Here is an 18,156-nt window from a genome sequence, read left to right as displayed (position 1 = left end):
GTGGCCGAAACACCTCAGAAAGTGGCGGTGACTTCTCTCGCTGAGAGTGGTGCCGCCGCCGGAGCCGCAGGAGGTACCCCATGACCATCGATATGCAACCCATTCACGCGTTACTGCTGCAGACGATTCACGAGCATCGTTTTGCTGACACCCACCAGCTCACGAGACTCACTATGCACCGGTATGGCAACCGTCGGTCGGCGATTCGGCAGACCAGCAGGCACCTTCGCGAACTTCAACGACAGCATTATCTGGTTCGTCTGGAGCGGCGCATCGGCGGTTGGCAGGGCGGATCTGGGGTTTCGATCTGGACACTCTCCACCAAAGGCTTGCGTCACCTCAGCGGCAGTAGCAGGCGTGTCAGGCCCCACCACCACACGACAACGTTCCTACGCCACCACCTCGCGATTACTGAAACCAGGGTCACGCTCCACGAAGCAGCCCGGCAATTCCACCGTGGCCTTGAGGTGGAGGTCGAGCCGAATTGTTGGCGACGCTACCTGGATGGACACGGCGGTGCGAACACATTGAAGCCTGACCTCGCAGCGACAATAACGAGCGACGACTACGTTGACCGCTACTTCATCGAAGTCGACCGAGACACCGAGAACCCAGCCCGCGTCATCGCAAAGTGCTGGCGCTACGTCCACTACCAGCGCAGCGGCACCGAACAACGCGAGCACGGCGTCTACCCGGCAGTGGTGTGGCTTGTCCCACATGAAGCGCGCAAGCACCAACTCGTCAAAGCGATTAGCAGCGAGCCTGGTCTACCCAAAGATCTCTTCACGGTGATCACGATGCCGGAGCTGCAGCAACTTGTCCGCGACGGGCCAACCTCAAACACCTAGCTTCCCCGAGTCCTCACGATCTCTTCTAGACCGGTGTTCACCCCCGGTAGCGCGCTGCTGCCGACGGGCGTCCCGGGTCAACAAACTCACCCTGGAAGGAGGGAAATCACTATGACATATCAACTCTCTGCAGAAGACCAACGGTACGACCGTGCACTCACCGCTGCAACACAGGCAATCGTGATGCTCGCGTACGAACCAGGACGCCTGAAGGCGCTCGTCACCGGGCTGGAACGATACGGCGAGTCGTTCGCAGCGTTTATGCTCGCGCCAGAAGTTAAGGAAGTGTTCGCCGGTGACCTGCATGACATGTACCGACGTTCATACCTTTTCACTGGTACGAGCCTCAAAAACGCAACCGAACAACTCCTCGAACGATCTGGCTGGCGACTCACGATTCAGGCGCTTCATCGAGACACGGGTGGCATAGCCTCCCTACCTTGGGACGAGTCACGACTCCGAGAAGTTCTCGCCGAGGGATACGAGCTGATCCCCGCGATCAAGGGCGTCCACGTCTTTGACCGCAGGCCACTCGCCGTCGAGTACGAGGACTAACACCACCAGCGGAGCGGGCCCAGCGCAAATGGCTCGGCTCGCTCCGCGCCCTAACTCAACCACCACCTCTCAGCACCAAGTGCAGGCGGTGGTTCACAGGCTCTTCACCAGCAGGTGAAGGGGAAATACAACTACATAGCGCCACACCCTGGGTGTGGGCATCGCTGGAAGGAGGCGACATCATGACCGATTATCAATCGATCTACACCAACCATTACGAGGGCGAAACCTACCGTTTCGGGGTCTCCTACCTACGAGAAGAGCCAGCCGATCACGTCGCTGACCTCTATGCGGAGAAATACCCGTCACTCGATGAACAACGTCGAATCATTGAGCAGCTTGCGCAAGAAGCCCAAACACTCATCATCGCCGAGTTCATCGACCGTTGCGGGCAATCACCGGCGGAGGAACGCGAGGGCATCACCGACCTCTTCACGTTCTGGCACAACACCCACCCACAAGTACTGTTCGCCGCGTCGGAAGACGTCCTCGGGTTTAACACCCATGACAACTTCTTCGTCGAAGCAGAACTCATGGAAGGCGGGCCGGAGGTCATCACCACCGACCGCTAGAACCAGCACCCGGTGTCGGCCAGAACCCCTCGAACCACTGGCCGACACCACCAAACATCTTCACCTCACCTCGAAAGGAGGATCCACCATGAATATTGACAACCTCACGCCCAATCGGTCACAACGTGAACCAGAACAGCTGCTTGAACGCCGCCTTGCAGGGGAGTCATATCTCGCGCCAGACCCCGTCGAACTTGACTGGCGCAGACTTGAAGTCGCCTCCCGCAGATTCGGCGACCGCATCGCCGACGGCATCGCCCACGCCACCGAACGCCACACCGGCATCAACCACGAAACCGCCCGCTGCATCGCGCACACCTTCGGGCGCGCGTTCGGCAGGATGAGCGCCCTGGCTGAATTTGGCCGCACCGGCGAAGCCGACTACGCGGCGATGCGCGACGAATATCTTCAGCTCTACATCGATAGTGAAGCACCCGCTTGGGTAGCAGAGCAAGTCACTTGGCTCGGCACCCACATCATCCGCAAGCAGTATCCACAGGCCGAAACGATTAGCTCCAACGAGCCCTACCCGCTCACGCTCGAGGAGCTCCTCGTGCCAACGAAAGTACAGATCGAGGATCTTGAGATGGAAGTGCACGTCCCCGGCTGCTACGACAGCGCCGCCATCGAAGACCTCAAGCAAGAACTCACGTTGCTGCAGCTCGATAAAGACATCGGCCTGCAAGCCTATTTGTCGCTCCCGAACGTGAACGCGTTCAGCGGCGACATCATGGAAGGCTTCCACAACTCATATATTGCGGAGTTTCGCGACGAAGAAGATGCGCTGCGCTCGGTCTGCGACCTTGACGAGCGAGAACGTGAGATCGAAGAATACATTTCAGAAAAGGGTCTCTACTACGACTATCTCACCCCTGACTGGGAGGCCCTGCGGCAAGAAGTACGAGACATGGTTGACTTGGTAGAGCGGGGAGGCCGCGTATATGTCTTCTACAAGTAGCCCCACCCCCGATGGCGCGCCAGAGCCTGTGGAAAACCGCATGATCACGCCGCAGAATGGACTGGACTCTTCCGAGCAAAGAAGCGTCAATGGAGACATGAGTATGTCAACATCCACCCCAAGCGCAACAGCTGCGCCGCCCGCGATGGCCGACCCGTTCGCGGCACTGACCCAAAGCTTCACACCGAAACGCGCAGTCTCTTACATTCGTGTATCCACTCGTGAACAGGCAGAAAAGGGTGGCCTCGAAGAAGGCTTCTCGATTCCTGCACAGCGTGAAGCAAACAAGAAGAAAGCTCAATCAATTGGGGCCATGATCTCCAAAGAGTTCGTCGAGCGGGGCGTCTCCGGAACCTCCACCAACCGACCGGCGCTGCAAGAGATGCTCCGGTATCTCAAAGAGCAGGCCGAGCACATTGACTACGTCATCGTGCACAAGCTCGACAGGCTCGCCCGCAACCGGGCAGATGACGTGGAGATCAACAAGCAACTCGACGGCCTCGGGGTTCGCCTCATCTCCACCAGTGAGAACATTGACCAAACCCCTGGCGGTCTCCTGCTCCACGGCATCATGTCGTCAATCGCCGAGTTCTACTCCAAGAACCTCTCCAATGAGGTCATCAAAGGTATGAGCGAGAAAGCCAAGAATGGTGGAACCCCAGGCCGTGCCCCGATCGGCTACCTGAATGTGCGCACCATTGAAAACGGACGAGAAGCCCGTACGGTCATCGTGGACGAAACCCGAGCACCACTCATCACGTGGGCATTTGAGGCCTATGCCACCGGTGAATGGACAATGGAATCCCTCGGCCAAGAACTGACGAGGCGAGGCCTTAGGACAGTACCGACAGCCCGGATGAGCTCGCTACCTATCCAGAAACGGCAGCTCGATAACGTCCTCAACAACCCCTATTACACCGGGACGGTGATTTACCAGGGAGTTGAGTATCCCGGCAACCACACACCACTGATCAGCAGAGACACTTTCGAGACGGTACAGAGCGTGCTTCGGGGCAAGCTCAAGGGAGAACGCTCTCGCAAGCACGAGCACTACTTGAAATCCACCGTATTCTGTGGACACTGCGGCTCACGGCTCATCATCCAGAAGGCCCGCTCCGGAGGCAACGGAGAGATATACGAATATTTCTCCTGCTCCGGCAGACTGGCCAAACGCACCAAATGCGACCTCCGCTCCATCCAATTCGACGTGCTAGAAGACAAGATTCAAGCAATCTACCAGCGCATTTCCATTGATCCTGACCTGCGACAGAATCTGGAAGCCATGGTGCGTAGCGCCCTGAAAGCCGTCGATCTAGACAACGAGGACGAACGAAAGCGCCTGGAGACCGAGAAGATACAAATTCAACGGAAGCAGAAGAAGTTGCTTGAAGCGCACTACAACGATGCAATCCCTGTCGAACTGCTCCGCGAAGAGCAGCAACGTCTTGAAGCCGAACACCTTTCAGTAACCCGGAGTCTCGACGCGCAGATGCAAGACCTCAAAGAAATGGATCGGTTGATTACGCTGGCACTTGATATCGTCGAGGATCTATCGCGCAGCTACCAGGCAGCCCCACCCCACATCAGGCGCATGCTGAACCAGCTCATCTTTGAACGCCTTGATGTTTTCTTCGACCACGGCGAAATGGAATCATCAGTGGAGCCCAGGTTCACGGAAGCCTTCGTCTTCCTCGGACAGCGTGAGATCCGAGTCGCCGCCAACGAATTCGCACTGAAAAGCAAAGAGCCTGCCGTTTCTGACAGGCTCTTTGCTGATGTAATTCACTCTCCCAATGCTCTTTCTAGTGCTTATAGTTCTAGTAAGAGCATGATGGTGCGCAAGGTGGGACTTGAACCCACACGCCCGAAGACACTAGAACCTAAATCTAGCGCGTCTGCCAATTCCGCCACTCGCGCGTTGTGCCCGTGGGCACCGTTTTAGCCTAGTGGGTTTTACGGACAGACGTGAACTTCATTCCCGCGTGTTTTTTGCGGCGGATCGCCTAGCGGTCGATGACCTCAGCGCCCTCGGGCAGCTGCGCGCCGGCGGGGAGCCGGACAGTGACGAAGCCTGCGGGATCCGCGCTCGTTGCCGGAGCGCCGTGTGCCGCGACCGGGGCAATGACCACGGGGGCGATCGGGGCAGCCGCGGGCGCCTCATCCTTGTGGCCGTGCTGGCTCATGCGGTCGATCCACGCGAGCGCGAGTGCCGAAACGATGAAGGCGACGTGGATGAGTACCTCCCACATGACGCCCTCTGACGAGTAGATGACGCGGCCGGCGCTGTCCTTTACGATGCCGTTCTCCATGCGGCCAACCTCGATGAAGGTCTTCAGTAGGTGGATCGACGAGATCGAGATGATCGAAATTGCGAGCTTGACCTTGAGCAGGTTTGCGTTGACGTGCGAGAGCCAGTCAGGCTCATCGTGGTGGCCATTGACGCGGATCTTCGAGACGAACGTCTCGTAGCCGCCAATGATGACCATGATGAGCAGGTTTGCGATCATGACGATGTCAATGAGAGCGAGCACGCTCAGCATGACGTCGGTCTCGTTGATCTGGCCCGTGATGATGACGTGTTCGAACAGGTGCCACAGCTCAACAAAGAACAGCACAACATAGACGGCCTGCGCGATGATCAGGCCGAGGTACAGGGGCGCCTGCAGCCAGCGGCTGGCAAAGATGAAGCCAGCGAGCGTGCGCGAGGCAGCGCTCGGTCCCTTCGCGGCAGTGCGTTCAATGTGGGGTTGGCTAGAACGGGACACGGTCGGCCTTTCGGTCGTGGGTAAGTTGTTAAATGGTAACGCAGCACAGATGTCAAGGCGCTACACTTAAACCCGCGAAGGGGAGTATTCCACTTCTTCATTGTCGTCAATACGTAGTGCTCCGTGGCGCTGCCGGCATGGAGCAGGCTCGAATTTGAGTTTGGGAAGAGACTTTCAGAATCCGCCGCGCCGTAAAACGCGGCCTACTGAAACAGGAGTCTGAGTGAACTCGGTTCTTCCATTCTGGTTCGAGGTCGGCTCGATGGTCGTCCTCGTGACGATCCTTGTCGTCGACCTGCTGATGATCATCAAGCGACCGCACGTGCCGTCGATGCGCGAAGCAAGCCTGTGGGTTGGCTTCTACGTGCTGCTTGCCTTGGTGTTTGCCGGAGCTATCTTCGTGCTGGGTGACGTCCAACACGGCACAGAGTTCCTCGCAGGTTGGCTCACCGAGTACAGTCTCTCGATTGACAACCTCTTCGTCTTCGTGATGATTCTCGCGAGCTTCAAGGTACCGACGGCGTATCAGCAGCGTGCACTGATGGTTGGCATCGTGCTGGCGCTCATCTTCCGAGGCATTCTCATCATTGCTGGTGCTGCAGTCATTGAGCGTTACATCTGGGTCTTCTTCATCTTCGGCGCATGGCTCATCTGGACCGCGATTCAGCAGGTCAAGCATGACGATGATGCGCCTGTGAAGGACGGCATGATGGTGCGCCTTGCGAAGCGCTTCCTGCCGTACTCTGAGGAATTCGATGGCGGCCGCATGGTCACCAAGATCGACGGCAAGAAGCTCATTACGCCGATGTTGCTCGTCTACATTGCGCTTGGTAGCACTGACGTCCTCTTTGCGCTCGATTCGATTCCCGCGATCTTCGGCATTACGCAGAGCCCCTTCATTGTCTTCACAGCAAACGTGTTTGCACTGATGGGTCTGCGCCAGCTCTACTTCCTGCTCGGTGGCCTGCTCGAGAAGCTCGAGTACCTCAAGTACGGTATCGCTGCGATTCTTGCGTTCATCGGTGTGAAGCTGGTGCTCCACGCGCTCCACGAGAACGAACTTCCGTTCATCAACGGTGGTGAGCCGGTTCACGTGCCCGACATTACGACGGGTATGTCGCTCGGCTTCATCGTCCTCGCGATGGCTGTCGCAACGATCTTCAGCGTTGTGAAGATGAAGCGCACCGCAAAGGAGACCGGCGAGCGTCTGCACCTGGGTGCTGCTGAGCTTCCGAAGGACGATTCAGAGAAGTAATTTCTCCGAGAGTTCTGCCATTCCAGGGCGCCTTACCAATCGGTAGGGCGCCCTGAGTGCTAGACTCCCGACATGCGTTCGTGGCAACAGCTTCTTGTTTGCCGCGGCGGGGAATAGCCCATATCGGTCGCCCGCCGCGGAGTCTTTGTGATGACCGGTTTCACGCGCGGGCGATGAGTTTTCGCGCATGCAGAGAATGAAGAGAAGCAAACATGACTGAGCAGAGCAACGTTTCGACGAAGCCCCGCACCCTGGCAGAGAAGCTGTGGGACGATCACGTCGTCGTCAAGGGTGAAAACGGCGATCCTGACCTGATTTACATCGATCTCCACCTCATTCACGAGGTGACGAGTCCGCAGGCATTCGACGGCCTGCGCATGGCAGACCGTCCGTTGCGTCGTGTCGACCTGATGATCGCTACTGAGGATCACAACACTCCCACGCTGAACATTACGCGTGAGATTGAAGAGCCGACCAGCCGCGTGCAGATCGAGACCCTTCGGAAGAACGTCGCAGAGTTCGGTGTGCGTGCACACCCGCTCGGCGACAAGGAGCAGGGCATCGTTCACGTTGTCGGTCCCCAGCTCGGTCTCTCGATGCCCGGCATCACGGTCGTCTGTGGCGATAGCCACACCTCGACGCACGGCGCGTTTGGCGCGCTGGCATTTGGCATTGGTACGAGCGAGGTTGAGCACGTCATGGCGACGCAGACGCTCCCGCTCAAGCCGTTCAAGACCATGGCGATCAACGTTGACGGCGACCTTCGCCCCGGCGTTACCGCAAAGGACATCATCCTTGCAGTGATCGCTCAGATCGGCACGGGCGGCGGCCAGGGCTATGTCCTGGAATACCGTGGCTCTGCGATCCGCGCACTGTCGATGGACGGTCGCATGACGATCTGCAACATGTCGATCGAGGCAGGCGCACGCGCAGGCATGGTCGCTCCTGACGAGACCACGTTCGAGTACGTCAAGGGTCGTCCCCACGCTCCCGAGGGCGCTGACTGGGATGCGGCAGTTGAGTACTGGAAGTCGCTGCCCACCGACGAGGGCGCGACCTTCGACAAGGAAATCTTCATCGATGCGAACAAGCTCGAGCCGTTCGTGACCTGGGGCACCAACCCGGGTCAGGGCGTCGCACTGAGCGAGCGCGTGCCGGTTCCCGCTGAAATCGCGGATCCGAACGAGCGCGCAGCTGCAGAACGCGCAATTGAGTACATGGCACTCGAACCCGGCATGGACATGAAGGACATCAAGGTTGACGCAGTGTTCATGGGTTCGTGCACCAACGCACGCCTCGATGATCTGCGCGAGTTCGCTCGTCTGATCGAGGGCAAGCAGATGGCAGAGGGGATCCGCCTCATGGTGGTTCCCGGCTCAGCACGCGTGCGTCTCGAGGCAGAGGCCGAGGGCATTGACAAGATCGTCAAGGACTTCGGTGGCGAATGGCGCTTTGCCGGTTGCTCGATGTGCCTCGGCATGAACCCCGACCAGCTCGCTCCCGGTGAGCGTTGCGCTTCGACCTCGAACCGTAACTTCGAGGGACGCCAGGGCAACGGCGGCCGCACGCACCTCGTATCGCCGCTCGTGGCAGCGGCGACCGCGATCCGCGGCACGCTCTCGAGCCCCTGGGACCTCCAGGAAGACCTGGCCAACGGTGTAGACCACGCAGCTCAGAAGGTTGAGGCGTAATCATGGAGAAATTCGAAACATTCTCGGGTGTTGCAGCGCCGCTGAAGCGCTCGAACGTCGACACGGATCAGATCATCCCCGCGGTGTACCTGAAGCGCGTCACGAAGACTGGCTTTGACGATGCGCTCTTCGCGCGCTGGCGTGAAGACGCTGACTTTGTGCTGAACCAGGACGTGTTCAAGAACGCGCAGATCCTCGTGGCAGGCCCGGACTTCGGTACCGGTTCGTCGCGAGAGCACGCCGTGTGGGCGCTCCGCGATTACGGCTTCAAGGTCGTTATCTCTTCGCGTTTCGCAGATATCTTCCGTGGTAACTCGGGCAAGCAGGGTCTGCTTGCCGCGCAGGTTTCCGAGGCTGATGTTGAGCGTCTCTGGGCAGCAATGGACGCTGCACCCGGGCTTGAGCTCACCGTCAACCTCGAGGATCAGACCGTTACTGCAGGCGACCTGCAGGTTCCTTTCGAGATCGACAGCTACACTCGCTGGCGTCTGCTTGAAGGACTCGACGACATCTCGTTGACCCTGCGTAACGAGGCAGACATTACCGCTTTCGAGAAGCGTCGTCCGGCTTGGATGCCGCAGACGCTTCCGGTGAAGGAGAACGCGTGACTCAGCTAGAGCATCAGGACGACAACAGCGAAGCTTCTGGACTCAAGAAGGACGCCCAAAAGGCGGGCGCTCGTGTCGGCTTGACCTCTGACGAGATCATCATCAACGGTGGTCGTCCGCTCATGGGTCGTATTGAGGTGCGTGGCGCCAAGAACCTTGCCCCCAAGGCAATGGTTGCTGCGCTCCTCGGCAAGACCCCGAGTGTGCTTCGCAACGTGCCGAATGTCTCTGACATTCGCGTGGTTGCTGGCCTGCTCGCGCTGCACGGTGTCCTTGTGACCCGCGGTGAAGAGCCGGGCGAATGGCGTTTCGATCCGTCGAACGTTGAAATTGCACACCACGCAGACATCGATGCGCACGCCGGTTCCTCGCGTATTCCCATCCTGTTCTGTGGACCGCTGCTGCACCGCCTGGGTGAGGCGTTCATTCCTGACCTCGGTGGCTGCCGCATTGGCGATCGCCCGATTGACTTCCACCTGGATGCGCTCCGGAAGTTTGGTGCGGTCGTTGAGAAGCTGCCGAGCGGCATCAGCCTGACAGCTCCCAACGGTCTGCACGGCGCAAACATCGAGCTGCCGTATCCGTCGGTTGGCGCGACTGAGCAGGTGCTGCTCACGAGTGTGCTCGCCAAGGGCCAGACTGAGCTTCGCAACGCTGCTATTGAACCGGAGATCACCGACCTCATCTGCATCCTGCAGAAGATGGGCGCGATCATCACGGTTGAGCCCAACCGCGTGATCTTCATTGAGGGCGTCGAAGAGCTCCGTGGCTACGACCACCGTGCACTGTTCGACCGCAATGAAGCTGCAAGCTGGGCTTCGGCTGCGCTCGCGACCAAGGGAGATGTCTTCGTTGGCGGCGCTCGTCAGGAAGAGATGATGACCTTCCTCAATGTCTTCCGTAAGGTTGGCGGCGACTTTGACATCCAGGACGACGGCATTCGCTTCTTCCACCCCGGTGGTGAACTGAAGCCTGTGACCATCGAGACTGATGTGCACCCCGGCTTCATGACCGACTGGCAGCAGCCCCTCGTGGTTGCGCTCACCCAGGCGGAGGGCGTTTCGACGATTCACGAGACCGTCTACGAGAACCGCTTCGGCTTCACCGACGCGCTCAACAAGATGGGTGCAAACATCGAGGTCTTCCGCGATGGTCTGCACGACGAAAACCGTCGCGTGAAGCGTCGCGAGTTTGAACAGGCTGCAGTGATCTCGGGCCCGACTCCGTTGAAGGGCGCTGAGATTGAAGTTCCTGACCTGCGTGGTGGCTTCAGCTACCTCATCGCCGGTCTCACCGCAGAGGGACAGACTAAGGTGACGAACCTCGGAATCATCTCTCGCGGCTACGAGAACTTCATCGAGAAGCTTCGTCTGCTCGGCGCAGACTTCGTCTTCGAAGGGTAAGTTCGACCGGCCAGCAACACAGTTTCTCTGTTGTTGGGCTGACAAGATTCATCCATGATGGCGCGTGCATGCACGCGCCATCATGCTTTTCCGGGATAATTGGGGACATGACTAACACGGTGAAGCTACGAGGGCGATCCTCCGCCGAAAAACGACGCCCATCCGTGTTTTGGATCCTCGCCGGGCTCGTGCTTCCGATCTGGGCGCTCATGACGCGCTACCGGTACACGCCCGACTCGAAGATTCCGCTTGAGGGTCCGTTTATTCTCGCGCCGAATCACTACAGCGAGATCGACCCGATCGCGATGGGTGTTGCAACCTGGAAGCTCGGTCGCGTTCCCCGCTTCATGGCAAAGGCAAGCCTGTTCAAGATTCCCGTGTTCGGTTGGCTGCTTCGCAAGTCGGGTCAGATTCCTGTCGAGCGTCAGGGCGCTGCGCGTTCGGCGCAGACGAAGAACAACCCCATGGGTGCGGCAAACCAGCTCATTGAGCAGCGCGCGGGCGTCATCGTGTATCCCGAGGGTACGCTCACCCGTGACCCTGACCTCTGGCCCATGCGCGGCAAAGCTGGCGCGGTTCGCCTCGCGCTCGAGTCGGGCATTCCGTTGATCCCGGTTGCGCACTGGGGCACACAGGAACTCATGCCGCGCTACGCGAAGCGCATTCATCCGTTCCCGCGCAAGACCATTCATGTCGCTGTCGGCCAGCCAATTGACCTGAGCCGGTTTGACGGCAAACCCCACGACCAGAAGACCATCAACGAGGCGACCGTGTTGCTCATGAACGAGATCACGGCACTGCTTGAGGGTCTCCGCGGTGAGCAGGCTCCCGCGGAGCGTTGGGACCCAAGTAAGCATCAGCAGACAGAGACGGGGCGCTTTTGATCGACACCGGGCGAACGCCAACAGGTAAGCGCGGCCGCCGCGTTGCCGTCGTCGGCGCGGGCAGCTGGGGCACGACCTTTGCGAAGGTGCTCTGTGATGCTGGCTCCGAGACGCGCATCTGGGCGCGCCGTCCAGAGGTCGCCGAGGAGATCAATGTTGAGCACCGCAATAGCCGGTACCTGCCTGACATTGAGCTCCCTGAGTCGCTGTACGCCTCCTCAGATCTTGAAGAGGTCCTGACCGGCGCTGAGATCGTATTCCTCGCGGTTCCGAGTCAGACCCTGCGTCAGAACCTCGAAGACATTGAGCCCTACCTTGATCCGCGCAGTGTGCTCGTGAGCCTGGTGAAGGGCCTCGAGCGTTCGACGACCATGCGGATGACCGAGGTTATTGAGGACACCCTCGATCTCGATCCGTGGCGCATCGGTGTCGTCTCCGGCCCGAACATCGCGCTTGAGATCGCGAAGGAGCAGCCCACCGGTGCTGTCGCCTCCTGTGCGAACCTCGCGATCGCGCAGGAAATCGCGTCGGCTGCGGCCGCACCGTACTTCCGCACGTTCGTGAATACTGACATTCCTGGCACTGAGCTGGGTGGCGTGCTGAAGAACCTCATCGCGCTCGCGATCGGCATCGTCGATGGCGTGGGGTACGGCGAAAACACGAAAGCCGCGATCATTACGCGCGGTCTCGCTGAGATGACCGAGTTTGCGGTCGCACTTGGCGCGGATCCGATCACGCTTTCCGGCCTCGCCGGCCTTGGCGATCTCATCGCAACTTGCCAGTCGCCGCTGTCACGTAACAATACCGCTGGCCGTCTCATTGGTCAGGGATTCACTCTCGAAGAGACGAAGGCGCAGATGAACCAGACTGCTGAGGGCATCACCTCGGTTGATCCGGTGCTGAAGGTTGCGTCTGAGCTCGGCATCACAATGCCGATCGTGCAGCAGGTGAAGATGGTGCTTGAGGGCACCATGAAGCCACACAATCTTGGTCCGCATCTCGCGACCGAAGACGATATCCCGCAGCCCGAGCTCAAGCTCGCGGTCGAGGCGGGAGGCCGCTGGAAGCGGTTTATTAGCCGATTGAAGGGGAGCAAGTGATGAGCTCTGCGAAGCGCACTGTTGTCATCCTGTTTGGTGGACGTTCGAGCGAGCACGGCATCAGCTGTGTGACCGCTGCTGGCGTGCTGCGTGCGATTGATCGTGAGCAGTTCAATGTGATCCTCGTTGGTATCACCAAGCAGGGCGCAAACGTTCTCATGCAGGAATCCGATCTTGCTGAGTACCGACTCGAGGCTGGCGCACTGCCTGAGGTACAGAACAACGGCACCCGTGTGCTGTGGCCCGCCTCCACTGAGACGCGCGAGTTGTCTGTCATCGACGCAGCGGGCGCGATCCGCCCCCTCGGTGACATCGATGCGGTGCTGCCGATGCTGCACGGCCCGTACGGTGAAGACGGCACGGTACAGGGCATGCTTGACCTCGTGGGGGTTCCCTACGTTGGTAGCGGCGTGCTTGGCTCGGCGCTCTGCATGGACAAGCACGCAGTCAAGACCGTGCTCGCTGATGCGGGCATCGCGGTCGCGCCGTGGCGCACCGTGACCCGCGAGCAGATCGAGCGCGATCCCGCGTTTGTTCAGCGGATCGACGAAGGTCTCACCTACCCGCTCTTCGTGAAGCCTGCCCGCGCCGGCTCGAGTGTCGGCGTCAGCCGCGTCACCGAGGCATCGCAGATTCCCGCAGCGCTCGAACTCGCCTTCGCAGAGGACCGCACGGTGCTCATCGAGTCGGGCGTCACCGGTCGCGAGGTTGAGATCGCTGTGCTCGAGGGTCGCGGCGACGCACGCCCGCGTACGAGCTCGGTGATTGGTGAGATTGTCTTCACCGGCCGTGACTTCTATGACTTCGAGGCAAAGTACCTCGGTGCGGCAGGCATCGAGCTCGCACTGCCCGCAGACGTGACCGAGGCGGAGTTTGCGGCGATCCGCGACGCAGCCGTGCTCGCGTTTGAGGTCTGCCAGTGCGCTGGCCTCTCGCGCATCGACTTCTTCCTCACCGAGGAAGGACCCGTGCTCAACGAAATCAACACCCTGCCCGGGTTCACTCCGATCTCGATGTACCCGCGCCTGTGGGAGGCATCAGGCCTCGGATACACCGACCTCATCACTGAGCTCGTTGAGCTCGCAATCGAGAAGCGCCCGATGTACTAATCGCCACGCACGCGAAAGGCCCCGAGGAGAGATCCCCGGGGCCTTTCGCGTGGTCGTCGTTGCGGTGACGGCTACTTGTCGTTTGCGATCGCCATGCTGTCTGCGTAGCCGGTGCACTCGCGCACCTGGGGAAGCTGCTTTGCGACCGCCGCAAGATCGGTCACGACCGAGGTGCCACTCACCTTGTCACCGTTCACGTAGACCTCGAGGCCGGGCTCGCGACCGTACGCTTCAAAGCGGTAGAGGGGAGCCTGCGATTCGTCGATGATCCAGTCGACGTCGTTGACATTCACGCACATGTCGGTGGTGGGGCCGCTCGTCTCGATGCCACAGCGCAGCTCAACGTCGGCGGGGTTGCCCCAGGCGCCGGTCGACTGTGCGTTGGTGGCACGCTTCTGCAGGTCTGCGACCGTGTCGGGCAGTCGCACAATGACGTCGGCGCAGGCGGGGTTGTTCGCGTCGTCAGCCGCGTGCATGGGAGCGGGGCCGGCGCAGCCCGAGAGGGCGAGCGGAGCGGCAACCGCAATCAGACCGAGAGTGGCAAGCGTGCGCGGGCGGCGGATCAGCGAATCAAACACAGCATCAACTCTAGCGAGCCGCGCTGGAGGAAACCCCGAGAGGCTACAGTTGCGAGTGTGATTGGCTCAGAAGACGTGACAGTTGGCGAACTTGGCGAGGCCGGTGTCCTTGCGCGTGTGCTCCGGAATCTCGGTCCCGCTGCAGCCGCACGTGTCGGCCCCGGTGACGACTGTGCCGTGCTGGGGTACGCGGGCGAGAGTGTCGTGACGACCGACACCATGATCGAGGGACCCGACTTTCGCCTGGCCTGGCATAGCGGATTCGACCTGGGGTGGAAGCTCGCGGCCACGAACCTCTCAGACGTTGCAGCGATGGGCGCGGTGCCCGTCGGACTCACGGTCGCCTTCGCGGTACCGCGAGATCTGCCCGTCCACTACCTCGAAGAGGTTGCGCGCGGACTCACCGCAGCGTGCGCTGAACTGGCTCCTGGCTGCGGCGTTGTGGGCGGCGATCTCGGTCGCGCCCCTGTCCTCATGGCCGCGGTGACCGCGCTCGGCGATCTGGGATCCCAGACGCCGGTGTTGCGCTCTGGGGCGCGGGTCGGTGACGTGGTGGCGTACGCTGGCCAGCTCGGACTTGCGGGCCAGGGGCTCGCGCAGCTCTTTGCTGACGCCACCGAGGCTGACGGCACGGCGCACTCGCGCACGTTGGGGGAGTTGCGATCCGCCCACCCGGCTGCGATTGCTGCGCAGTTTGCTCCGGTCCCGCCGATCTCACTTGGCGTCGTCGCGGCGCAGGCTGGTGCGACCGCAATGATGGACGTGTCAGATGGGCTTGCCCTCGATGCCTCGCGCATTGCGGCGGCGAGTGGGGTGACGATGGCACTGCGCGCGGATCTGCTGTGCGCCGGCTTCGGCGAGCAGGCTGGGGAAGCTGTAAGCGTCCCCGCGATGCTGTTCGGCGGTGAGGATCATGGCCTGCTGGCGACGTTCCCTGCCGATGACGCGCTTCCCGCAGGATTCGTACGGATCGGTGAGGTCGTCACGCGTGAGGGGGACGAAGCAAGCGCAAACCCCGCTGACGGCCCCGCCACGACGCCCGGCGTACTGCTTGACGGCGCGCCGGTGTCGCCGGCTGGCTGGGACCCGTACCTCGTCGTTCCGCCAGGGTCGAACTAGCGCGCGCTCTCGCCCTGCTGTTCGGCGTGCAGGAGGCGCAGTGCCGTCCAGATCTCGGCACGGGTATCGGGGGAGTCGATGTCACGTTGCAGGAGACTCGCGGCCGTCCTGATGCGTGAGCGGAGCGTGTGCCGGTGCACGCCGAGGTCTTCCGCGGCGGGTGAGAGCTGACCGTTGTGCGCGAGCCAGGTTTCGAGGCTCACGAGAATGGTGTCGCCGTGCCGCTCATCGTGTGCCGTGATAGGGGCGAGCAAACCGTGTGCGCGACGTCGCGCCTCACGGCTCTTCGTGAGCAACTGCAGCACGCCAGAATGCATCGACGGGCGATACTCAACGATGCTCGGTGCCTCGAGCGATTGCGCGTTCTCGAGCGCGCGATCCGCCTGATCAATGAGGGTCGTGAGGTCGTCGTGGCGACCGCGCTCGGATACCCCCGCGGCGACCTGGTTACGATCAAGCAGACGGCGGATCGGCGCCAGCCGCGACGTCTCACACACAATGAGCGAGCGATGATCGAGGTCGCCTGAAATCACGCCGTCAATGGCTGAGTCGATCGCTGGGCGCACCGCGCCGGAGCGATCATCGAGGCTCAGCACAACGATCTGACCGCGCGGGAGCGGAGGGAGCAGCTCGGCAGCAACCGAGGTTGCGAGTTCGATCTCACCGGCAGTGAGGAGCCGCAACACGGCAGAACGCACGGCCGATTCCACACGCGCGAGATGGGGCGCGGATCGCTGTGCTCGAGAAAGGTTATCCGTGCGATCCATGCTGCGGGCGTGTACGGCAGCCTCGATGAGGCGGGTTGCCGCACGCGAAATCGCGATGAACGGGGTGTCGTAGGGAACGCGGACGAGCGGAAGACGGTGCTCCTCGCATGCGCGAATCAGTGTCGGGGGGATGCGGTCCCAACGCAGCCCGACTGCGACGCCGAGCGCAGACACGCCGGCATCAACGAGACGCGTGACGTAGGTTTCCGCGGTGCCGGGGGAGAGCGTGCCGGGGAACTGGACGCCGGTCGTCAGCAGGACAGTTCGTGGGGTGAGGAACGGCGCAGGATCGACGAGATCGCTGGGGTGAACCCACTGCACAGGCCGCGCGCCGGCATCACCGCCACCGCCAGCAATCACGACGAGACCCAGCTGATAGTCGTGCAGGAGATCCTCAAGGGGGATCCATGGCTGGTGGGTCAGACTGTCAGCTGCGGGTGTGTTTGCCGGATTGGCGAAAGCTGTGTTCATCAATCTCCATTATGGCACCAGGAATCTCAGGAAAGGAAGCATACACTTGTGACTAGTTACGTGGGAGCACCCCTGCGTGGCCTATCACTGACACATGGAGGCACTTCAAACATGTCTGACGCAACCGTCATCGGCGGCCCCTCGCTGCCCCAGGAGCGCAAGCTCGTCACCAGCATTCCTGGCCCGAAGTCGCAGGAAATCATCGCTCGCAAGAACGCTGCTGTTGCAGCGGGCGTTGGCGCAGCTCTCCCCATCTCGGTCGTAGCAGGCGGCGACGGCGTCCTCGTTGACGTCGACGGCAACTCGCTCATCGACCTCGGCTCGGGCATCGCAGTTACCGGCGTTGGTAACTCGGCACCCCGCGTTGTGAAGGCTGTTCAGGAGCAGGTTGCTCAGTTCACCCACACCTGCTTCACCGTTACCCCTTACGAGGGCTACGTTGCAGTCGCAGAGAAGCTCAACGAGCTGACCCCCGGTGACCACGAGAAGCGTTCGGCGCTCTTCAACTCGGGCGCTGAGGCAGTAGAGAACGCGATCAAGATCGCTCGTCACTACACCCGCAAGAACGGCGTTGTCGTCTTCGACCACGCTTACCACGGTCGCACCAACCTCACCATGGGCATGACCGCTAAGAACATGCCTTACAAGGAGGGCTACGGCCCCTTCGCTCCCGAGCTCTACCGCGTACCGGCTTCGTACCCGTACCGTGACGGCCTGACCGGCGCAGAGGCTGCAGCACAGGCAATCAGCCAGATCGAGAAGCAGGTTGGCGCAAACAACCTCGCTGCGATCATCATCGAGCCGATCCAGGGCGAGGGTGGCTTCATCGCTCCCGCTGAGGGCTTCCTCCCCGCAATCCAGGAGTGGGCAACCGCAAACAAGGTTGTTTTCATCCTTGATGAGGTTCAGACCGGCTTCGCACGCACCGGCCAGATGTTCGCTGCGAACTTCGAGGGCGTTGTCCCCGACATGATCACCACCGCAAAGGGCATCGCAGGCGGCCTCCCGCTGTCGGCAGTGACCGGCCGCGCCGAGATCATGGACTCGTCGCACGCAGGCGGCCTCGGCGGCACCTACACCGGTAGCCCCGTTGCATGTGCAGCAGCACTCGCAACCATCGAGACCTACCTCGAGGACGACCTCCTCAGCGAGGCAAAGCGCATCGAAGCAACCATCACCGAGGTCTTCTCGGAGCTCCAGAAGTCGGACGATCGCATTGGCGAGATCCGCGGCCGTGGCGCAATGATGGCTGTCGAGCTCGTTGAGTCGGGTTCGAAGAAGGCTAACTCGGCCCTCACCAACAAGGTTGCACAGGTTGCAGCTGACCAGGGCGTTCTCGCTCTGACCTGCGGTACCTACGGCAACGTCATCCGCTTCCTGCCTTCGCTCACCATCTCTGACGCGCTGCTTCGCGAGGGCCTCCAGGTCGTCGTTGACGCGATCAAGGCAAACTAACTTTTTCCCAACAGGAAA

Annotated in this window: 16 protein-coding genes, 1 tRNA gene and 1 pseudogene; 14 read left to right on the top strand and 4 right to left on the bottom strand. The window is 60.9% G+C overall.

The window, feature by feature from the left end:
- The first annotated feature begins 80 nt into the window (after positions 1-80).
- The 5 genes and pseudogenes from ICM05_RS08700 to ICM05_RS12980 all read left to right on the top strand — a co-directional run.
- A complete protein-coding gene (locus ICM05_RS08700; protein WP_215401767.1) occupies positions 81-848 on the top strand; it encodes a replication-relaxation family protein in 768 nt (255 codons plus the stop codon).
- A gap of 111 nt (positions 849-959) precedes the next feature.
- On the top strand, positions 960-1,403 hold the full coding sequence (locus ICM05_RS08695; RefSeq protein WP_188024167.1) for a hypothetical protein: 444 nt from the start codon (positions 960-962) through the stop codon (positions 1,401-1,403).
- 182 nt (positions 1,404-1,585) lie between these two features.
- Positions 1,586-1,975 carry a hypothetical protein gene (locus tag ICM05_RS08690; protein WP_188024166.1) on the top strand — a complete coding sequence of 130 codons (390 nt, stop codon included), beginning with the start codon at positions 1,586-1,588 and terminating at the stop codon, positions 1,973-1,975.
- A gap of 88 nt (positions 1,976-2,063) precedes the next feature.
- Complete coding sequence (locus tag ICM05_RS08685; protein ID WP_188024165.1) at positions 2,064-2,933, top strand: hypothetical protein; 870 nt, start codon at positions 2,064-2,066, stop codon at positions 2,931-2,933.
- Positions 2,917-4,146: pseudogene (locus tag ICM05_RS12980) on the top strand (recombinase family protein); the annotation flags it as partial. The gene ICM05_RS08685 and the pseudogene ICM05_RS12980, both read left to right, overlap by 17 nt.
- 619 nt (positions 4,147-4,765) lie before the next feature.
- Here the strand turns inward: ICM05_RS12980 and ICM05_RS08670 are convergent.
- Both ICM05_RS08670 and ICM05_RS08665 read right to left on the bottom strand, forming a co-directional pair.
- Positions 4,766-4,850: transfer RNA gene (locus ICM05_RS08670), tRNA-Leu, on the bottom strand.
- An 86-nt stretch (positions 4,851-4,936) separates the two neighbouring features.
- Complete coding sequence (locus ICM05_RS08665; protein ID WP_188024164.1) at positions 4,937-5,698, bottom strand: TIGR00645 family protein; 762 nt, start codon at positions 5,696-5,698, stop codon at positions 4,937-4,939.
- Between the two features lie 223 nt (positions 5,699-5,921).
- Here ICM05_RS08665 and ICM05_RS08660 point away from each other — a divergent pair, with 223 nt between their 5' ends.
- From ICM05_RS08660 to ICM05_RS08630, 7 genes are all read left to right on the top strand, one after another.
- Positions 5,922-6,953 carry a TerC/Alx family metal homeostasis membrane protein gene (locus ICM05_RS08660; protein ID WP_188024163.1) on the top strand — a complete coding sequence of 344 codons (1,032 nt, stop codon included), beginning with the start codon at positions 5,922-5,924 and terminating at the stop codon, positions 6,951-6,953.
- A gap of 212 nt (positions 6,954-7,165) precedes the next feature.
- Positions 7,166-8,644, top strand: a complete 1,479-nt coding sequence (leuC, locus tag ICM05_RS08655; RefSeq protein WP_188024162.1) for a 3-isopropylmalate dehydratase large subunit — start codon at positions 7,166-7,168, stop codon at positions 8,642-8,644.
- Positions 8,645-8,646: 2 nt separating this feature from the next.
- Complete coding sequence (gene leuD / locus ICM05_RS08650; protein WP_188024161.1) at positions 8,647-9,252, top strand: 3-isopropylmalate dehydratase small subunit; 606 nt, start codon at positions 8,647-8,649, stop codon at positions 9,250-9,252.
- An 80-nt stretch (positions 9,253-9,332) separates the two neighbouring features.
- Entirely contained in the window at positions 9,333-10,655 is a 1,323-nt protein-coding gene (murA, locus tag ICM05_RS08645; protein WP_223160409.1) for a UDP-N-acetylglucosamine 1-carboxyvinyltransferase, read from the top strand.
- A gap of 107 nt (positions 10,656-10,762) precedes the next feature.
- Entirely contained in the window at positions 10,763-11,539 is a 777-nt protein-coding gene (locus ICM05_RS08640) for a 1-acyl-sn-glycerol-3-phosphate acyltransferase (RefSeq protein WP_188024159.1), read from the top strand.
- On the top strand, positions 11,536-12,639 hold the full coding sequence (locus ICM05_RS08635; protein ID WP_223160391.1) for an NAD(P)H-dependent glycerol-3-phosphate dehydrogenase: 1,104 nt from the start codon (positions 11,536-11,538) through the stop codon (positions 12,637-12,639). The genes ICM05_RS08640 and ICM05_RS08635 overlap by 4 nt, the downstream gene beginning before the upstream one ends.
- A complete protein-coding gene (locus tag ICM05_RS08630) occupies positions 12,639-13,748 on the top strand; it encodes a D-alanine--D-alanine ligase family protein (protein WP_188024158.1) in 1,110 nt (369 codons plus the stop codon). Before ICM05_RS08635 ends, ICM05_RS08630 begins: the two co-directional genes overlap by 1 nt.
- Before the next feature lie 71 nt (positions 13,749-13,819).
- Here ICM05_RS08630 and ICM05_RS08625 read toward each other — a convergent pair whose 3' ends face one another.
- The gene (locus tag ICM05_RS08625; protein ID WP_353055863.1) at positions 13,820-14,326 is read right to left on the bottom strand and encodes a DUF3515 family protein; all 507 of its coding nucleotides are present in this window, start codon (positions 14,324-14,326) and stop codon (positions 13,820-13,822) included.
- Between the two features lie 57 nt (positions 14,327-14,383).
- On the opposite strand from ICM05_RS08625, the gene thiL reads away from it, so the two are divergent.
- Positions 14,384-15,445, top strand: a complete 1,062-nt coding sequence (gene thiL, locus ICM05_RS08620; RefSeq protein ID WP_188024157.1) for a thiamine-phosphate kinase — start codon at positions 14,384-14,386, stop codon at positions 15,443-15,445.
- On the opposite strand, the gene ICM05_RS08615 is transcribed toward thiL, so the two are convergent.
- The gene (locus ICM05_RS08615) at positions 15,442-16,683 is read right to left on the bottom strand and encodes a PucR family transcriptional regulator (protein WP_188024156.1); all 1,242 of its coding nucleotides are present in this window, start codon (positions 16,681-16,683) and stop codon (positions 15,442-15,444) included. The two genes, thiL and ICM05_RS08615, sit on opposite strands and share 4 nt — an antisense overlap.
- 111 nt (positions 16,684-16,794) lie before the next feature.
- Between ICM05_RS08615 and gabT the strand changes: the two genes are divergently transcribed.
- Positions 16,795-18,138: a 4-aminobutyrate--2-oxoglutarate transaminase gene (gene gabT, locus ICM05_RS08610; RefSeq protein WP_188024155.1), complete on the top strand. Its 1,344-nt coding sequence runs from the start codon at positions 16,795-16,797 to the stop codon at positions 18,136-18,138.
- Positions 18,139-18,156 lie beyond the last annotated feature (18 nt).

It is taken from the genome of Leucobacter sp. cx-42, assembly GCF_014529985.1.
Lineage (GTDB): Bacteria > Actinomycetota > Actinomycetes > Actinomycetales > Microbacteriaceae > Leucobacter.
The sequence above is the reverse complement of the archived record's forward strand: the minus strand, read 5'-3'. Positions and strand labels throughout refer to the sequence as shown.

Excerpts from the sequence above, each read along its gene's own strand:
- ICM05_RS08700 (WP_215401767.1), top strand. The coding sequence starts at position 81 with ATGACCATCGATATGCAACCCATTCACGCGTTACTGCTGCAGACGATT.
- ICM05_RS08640 (WP_188024159.1), top strand. The coding sequence starts at position 10,763 with ATGACTAACACGGTGAAGCTACGAGGGCGATCCTCCGCCGAAAAACGA.
- ICM05_RS08685 (WP_188024165.1), top strand. The coding sequence starts at position 2,064 with ATGAATATTGACAACCTCACGCCCAATCGGTCACAACGTGAACCAGAA.
- ICM05_RS08690 (WP_188024166.1), top strand. The coding sequence starts at position 1,586 with ATGACCGATTATCAATCGATCTACACCAACCATTACGAGGGCGAAACC.
- ICM05_RS08630 (WP_188024158.1), top strand. The coding sequence starts at position 12,639 with ATGAGCTCTGCGAAGCGCACTGTTGTCATCCTGTTTGGTGGACGTTCG.
- leuD (WP_188024161.1), top strand. The coding sequence starts at position 8,647 with ATGGAGAAATTCGAAACATTCTCGGGTGTTGCAGCGCCGCTGAAGCGC.
- leuC (WP_188024162.1), top strand. The coding sequence starts at position 7,166 with ATGACTGAGCAGAGCAACGTTTCGACGAAGCCCCGCACCCTGGCAGAG.
- gabT (WP_188024155.1), top strand. The coding sequence starts at position 16,795 with ATGTCTGACGCAACCGTCATCGGCGGCCCCTCGCTGCCCCAGGAGCGC.
- ICM05_RS08695 (WP_188024167.1), top strand. The coding sequence starts at position 960 with ATGACATATCAACTCTCTGCAGAAGACCAACGGTACGACCGTGCACTC.
- ICM05_RS08615 (WP_188024156.1), bottom strand. The coding sequence starts at position 16,683 with ATGAACACAGCTTTCGCCAATCCGGCAAACACACCCGCAGCTGACAGT.